This is a genomic window from Vibrio sp. IB15 (assembly GCF_016406055.1).
Lineage (GTDB): Bacteria > Pseudomonadota > Gammaproteobacteria > Enterobacterales > Vibrionaceae > Vibrio > Vibrio chagasii.
In genome coordinates, this window is the sequence record NZ_JAEFCE010000128.1 from 1 (window position 1) to 2152 (window position 2152).

Below are 2152 nucleotides of genomic sequence, written 5' to 3' on the forward strand. Positions count from 1 at the left end.
GATCAGATCGCAGGACTCGAAAAAGGTTCAACTGATTTAGGCAACAACGCCCTTGCAAACCGCTAACTTTAAATTGTACGTGTCGATACCCACTCTTATTGCTTATAAACTTACATATATCATTAAAATCACAAAAAAATATGCGCTTCATTGTATTTACTTTTTAAATGCCTTTAATTAACACGTAACAATTAGGTCAATAATTATTGTTTATGATAAATATTGACTGGTTATTATGCATATATTAGGAAGGTTATTATGAAAAAAACAATATTATCGTTATTTCCAGTGTTTTCATTGCTTATATCCGCATATGCAACATCTGCTGAGGAAGGGAACTTATCTTACAATGACAACACCGATAGTTGGGGCTATCCATATGTAACCGTTGCTAATTCCACTCAGTTTCACGTATCGGGAAGAGTTGATTTTGCTGTTTGTTTACAAAGTACATATGTTGCAAACAGTGGCCAACAATGGACCGATGATGAAAGAGGTGTTTGCTTAGTTACTAAAGTAACTGCAACTGTTGCTACGCCTGACGGAAACGTTGCCGCTAAACCTTACACTTCAACAGGAACATCATTCAGTAACTTTGCTGTTATTTACCTAAATGGTAATTATGAAGTCACACGTATCATAAACTAAAGTCTTTCTCTTATAGATTATTTGCCAATTTCTTGCTAATCGATAGAAATGATAAGCACCTAGTGTATTGAATCATGTGAGTTACATTTTGCAGCACTGCAAATTAGTTCTTTTCCAATACTTGATAGTTGAAATAGGGTAAAAAGCCTAAGTGCTTTCTGTCCAGATGCTTCTCTGACAAAATTTTAACGCATTGCACATTATCAATATGATGGCGCTAAAAAGCTTTGGCCAGAAAATGCTTTGCGATTATCCGATAACGACTCCCTTATGGTTCGTGTCCGGGAACGCTCTAATGGATGTATGATGCCTTGCTTATAATTGGAATATCTCCTAACCGTTGTTATTTCTTCGGAGGTATAAGACAAGCGAAAAATGTTCATATGATACTATGGGCTTATTAATAAGGTTTTAAATGAAAGTATTATTATTTACAGCTGGTGCAGGATTGCTAGTAGGATGTACTGGCTCACAAATGGTTTCTGGTTCTGAACAAGTAAGGATTAGTAAAACAAGTCCAGATGAAAATAAATATGAATTTGTATCTGAAGTATCGTGTTAATTCGGTATGAATTTTGTCACAGTGTCAACTAACTTGCAAAATTGTCGTAATGACCTTAGAAATAAGGCTGTGCAAATAAGTGCATCATTAGTCGTTGTCGAGAATGAATCAGTCGGAAATTCAGGGTGTTCAAATTGTGTTTCAATGTTTGGTTCAGCTTATACAAAACGATAGATGATATTAAACCCACGTTAGTATCCGATTGTTTGCACAGGAGTTCTCACTAGTTTTCCGATTTCTACGAATGAGAGAGGCAAATTTCTCACTCTGTGATCGATCTTATCACGACAGACGTAGAGCCACGGGTCAAGGAGGTGCTTAATGTCTATGCCACTCAGTAAACTGGAAAAATTTTTCTATTTCGACAAGCTTGTCATCCACTCTCTCGATCTCGCTTTGTATCAAGTCTCGGTTGTAGTCGACGGAAAAGAACACTTTGTTACTGACGATAAAGGGAATTTTTTAAGGGCGCATTCGATATTGGAGTTGCAAAAACAATGTCGTAACTTGAAAGCGAACAAACAGGTGCTTCGCCAGCAAAGTGCCTATGATGAAATGGTTGGGCAGCCAAGTAGGAATAACACTAACGAGCTGGAAGTGTTGTTGATAGATAACGAGCTCTATTGAATTTAGATTGAAAGGGTAGAAAGTGCGACTTAGGCTTGTTGGCTCGCACCTTACTAATTAACTTGAGATCGGTTTAAGTCATCGCCATCAATCCTGTCTTTTCGGTGTTTGTGGTGATGCGTGATGGCTTTTCTGGTTTCATGATCTTTTCCAGCAATAATGGACAACTCACTAAGTCATTTTTTCACTATGAAAAGTTATCCGTGTGAAGCTAAATTAGTGCATTACCAAACACAGAAATCTCTAAGAACTTCTCCGGTTGAATTTTTACCCGTGGCATTCATTCAGCTTTCATCTCAAATGATTAATCGGTAA

At 37.1% G+C, this 2152-nt stretch carries 3 protein-coding genes; all 3 read left to right on the forward strand.

The genetic code is table 11. The annotated features are described in order from the left end of the window. Positions 1 to 258: 258 nt before the first annotated feature. The 3 genes from JC606_RS22985 to JC606_RS22995 all read left to right on the forward strand — a co-directional run bounded on the left by JC606_RS22985 (position 259) and on the right by JC606_RS22995 (position 1837). Positions 259 to 648, forward strand: a complete 390-nt coding sequence (locus tag JC606_RS22985; protein ID WP_198779526.1) for a hypothetical protein — start codon at positions 259 to 261, stop codon at positions 646 to 648. A 415-nt stretch (positions 649 to 1063) separates the two neighbouring features. Continuing rightward, positions 1064 to 1210, forward strand: a complete 147-nt coding sequence (locus tag JC606_RS22990; RefSeq protein WP_198779527.1) for a hypothetical protein — start codon at positions 1064 to 1066, stop codon at positions 1208 to 1210. Positions 1211 to 1531: 321 nt separating this feature from the next. Next, positions 1532 to 1837, forward strand: coding sequence for a DUF6482 family protein (locus JC606_RS22995; protein WP_004739420.1), 306 nt, complete (start codon positions 1532 to 1534; stop codon positions 1835 to 1837). The last annotated feature ends 315 nt before the right edge of the window (positions 1838 to 2152 follow it).

Excerpts from the sequence above, each read along its gene's own strand:
- JC606_RS22990 (WP_198779527.1), top strand. The coding sequence starts at position 1,064 with ATGAAAGTATTATTATTTACAGCTGGTGCAGGATTGCTAGTAGGATGT.
- JC606_RS22985 (WP_198779526.1), top strand. The coding sequence starts at position 259 with ATGAAAAAAACAATATTATCGTTATTTCCAGTGTTTTCATTGCTTATA.
- JC606_RS22995 (WP_004739420.1), top strand. The coding sequence starts at position 1,532 with ATGTCTATGCCACTCAGTAAACTGGAAAAATTTTTCTATTTCGACAAG.